We start from the raw sequence: 2,837 nt of genomic DNA, 5'->3' as shown, positions 1-2,837 counted from the left end.
ACCGCCACGCGATCCGGTGAAGCCCACCGCCTTGATGCGCGGATCGGTGACCAAAGCCGCGCCAAGCTCGTTAGCCGGCCCCTGCACCAGCGAGAACACGCCTTCCGGCAGGCCGCAGGCAGCGACGGCCTGCTGGATCGCCTGCGCGACCAGCGCCGTCGTCCCCGGGTGCGCCGGATGACCCTTCACCACCACCGGGCAGCCCGCGGCGAGCGCCGAGGCGGTATCGCCACCCGCCACCGAGAAGGCGAGCGGGAAGTTGGATGCGCCGAACACCGCCACCGGGCCGATTGCGATGCGGCGCTGACGCAGGTCGCTGCGCGGCAGCGGCTGGCGCTCGGGGAGCGGCGTGTCCATCGTCACGCCCGCGAACGCACCGCGGCGCAGATGCTGCGCGAACAGCCGCAGCTGGCCCGTCGTACGCCCGCGCTCGCCGGTCAGCCGCGCCTGCGGCAGGCCGCTCTCGGCCATGGCGCGCTGGACGAGATCGTCGCCGATCGCCTCGATCTGCTCTGCCACCGCTTCAAGAAAGCGCGCGCGCTCCTCAGGGCTCGTCTCGCGGAACGTGTCGAACGCTTCCGCCGCGAGGCGGCACGCCTCCGCCACGTCCTCGGTCGTCGACACCGCAAAGGCCGGCGCGATCGTCTCGCCGGTGGTCGGGTTATAGCCCTGGAAGGTCTCGTCACGGCTCACAAGGCGTGCGCCGATGGGGAAGGTGCCGTCCATGTTCATTCTCCGGTGGCGGGGCAGGTCGCGCCCGCGGGATCGGTCGCGAGCCGGATGTCCGAGATCGCGACGGTGAAGGGGGTGGTGGCGTCCATCGCGAACGGCGTCGACACCTTGTCGATGGTCGCGCCGGCATCGCGGAAGCATTTCAGCGGCACGCGCATGACATGCCAGCCGGCGCTCTTGTCGAGCATTGAGGCGACATTCACGCGCCCCCCGCCGAGCGCCAGCCCAACCGTGCCGGCCGGCGCCTTATCGACGCGATAGGTGACCTGGAGGTTGAGGTCGCCGTTGGTTTCGCGGGTCAGCGCCAGGTCGGGGCCGGTGATCTTCGCCGTGCCCTTGCCCTTCCATGTCAATTGCACCGCGCCTTCCTGCGCCGTCGCGCTGTCCACCGCCGCGCGGGTGACCAAAGGATCGAGCGCCAGCTGGAACGGCGCCGGCACGCGACCACGCGCGAAGAACAGGCTAGTGTTGGCGAGGCTCGCGTCGATCCCTGCGACTTCGCTCAGCGCCGGCACTTGGCCGCCTTTGGCGTAGCTCAGACCATAGCCGAACGGGAACAGCGGGTCATAGCCCGGCGCGCCGCGGTTCAGCACGAATTGCGCCGCTGTCTTGGGCCAGCTGAAGGCGAGCTTGCCGGTGAAGTCCCGCTTCCCGCCGACCAGCACGTCGGCGATGCCGGCACCCTCGGAACCGGGGAACCATGCCGCGACGAACGCATCCGACTGGTTCAGTTCCGGGTTCACCCACATCGGCCGGCCCGAGAGGAACACCGACACGGTCGGCACGCCGGCCGCCTTCAGCTTCTTGAGCGTCGCCAGCGCCTGTTTGTCGCCCGGCTCGAACTCCAGCGAACGCACGTCACCGCGCATCTCGGCATAGGGCTGCTCGCCGAAGACGACGATCGCCACGTCCGGCTTCTTGGTGAAGCTGCCGTCCGCCGACAGCGTCGCGCTGCCGCCGCCCGCCTTTGCCGCCGCCGCAATGCCGGCGTAGATCGACGTCGCGCCGGGGAAGTCGGCATTGGTGTTGCCGTCGCCCTGCCACGACAGCGTCCAGCCGCCCGACTGGCGCCCGATGTCGTCCGCCGCTTCGCCGACCACCAGGATGTTCGCGCTTGCCTTCACCGGCAGCACGCCGTTGTTCTTCAGCAGCACCAGGCTCTTCGCCACCGCTTCGCGCGCGACGGCGCGATGCTCGACCGATCCCACGTCCTCCGGGCGGCTTTCATAGGGGCGGGCAGCATCGAACAGGCCCAGCTTCATCTTCACGCGCAGGATGCGCCGTACCGCATCGTCGATCCGCGTCATCGGGATGGTCCCCGCCTTCGCCGCAGCGAGCGTGCTGTCGAACAGCCCCTTCCAGCTGTCCGGCGCCATCGCCATGTCGAGACCCGCGTTGAACGTCGCCGGGCAGTTCGTGTTGGTACAGCCTGGGATCTGCCCGTGACCGTTCCAGTCGCCCACGATAAAGCCGTCGAACCCCATCCGACCCTTCAGCACATCGGTCAGCAGCGACTTGTTGCCGTGCATCTTGGCGCCGTTCCAGCTGGAGAAGCTGGCCATCACCGTCAGCGTGCCGGCATTCACCGCGGCCGGATAGCCGGCATTGTGGGTTGCAATCAGCGTCGCCTCGTCGACCTGCGTGTCGCCCTGGTCGATCCCGTCTTTGGTGCCGCCATCGCCCAGGAAGTGCTTCACGCTGGCGGCGACATGCCCCTTCTTGATACCCCAGTCTGCAGGCTTGCCCTGCAGCCCTTCCACCATCGCGCCGGCATAGGAGGCGACCAGCGCGGGATCCTCCGAATAGCCCTCATACGCGCGGCCCCAGCGATCGTCCTGCGGCACTGCCAGCGTCGGGCCGAACGCCCAGTCGATCCCCGCCGCCGCCGTCTCGGCCGCGGTCGCCTCGCCGATGCGCCGGATCAGCGCCGGATCGCGCATCGCGCCCAGCGCGCTGTTGTGCGGGAAGATCGTCGCACCAACGACATTGTTGTTGCCGTGCACCGCGTCGATGCCGAACATCAGCGGGATGGCGACATGCCCCGGCCGCTGCTCCATCGCCACTGCGTTGAACGCGCGCGAGGTCGCGACCCAGGGCGCTGCCGG

2 protein-coding genes are annotated in these 2,837 nt (G+C 69.3%); both read right to left on the bottom strand.

The window, feature by feature from the left end:
* Window positions 1-732: aldehyde dehydrogenase family protein (locus AX702_RS03910; protein WP_156455349.1), on the bottom strand; the 732-nt coding region annotated here is incomplete at its 3' end.
* A partial coding sequence (locus AX702_RS03905; protein WP_066776415.1) for a glycoside hydrolase family 3 protein occupies window positions 729-2,837 on the bottom strand: 2,109 nt, incomplete at its 5' end. The genes AX702_RS03910 and AX702_RS03905, both read right to left, overlap by 4 nt.

This window comes from Sphingomonas sp. CCH5-D11, assembly GCF_001557395.1.
In the GTDB taxonomy this organism is placed as follows: Bacteria; Pseudomonadota; Alphaproteobacteria; order Sphingomonadales; family Sphingomonadaceae; genus Sphingomonas.
This window is presented reverse-complemented; position numbering and strand designations above follow the sequence as displayed.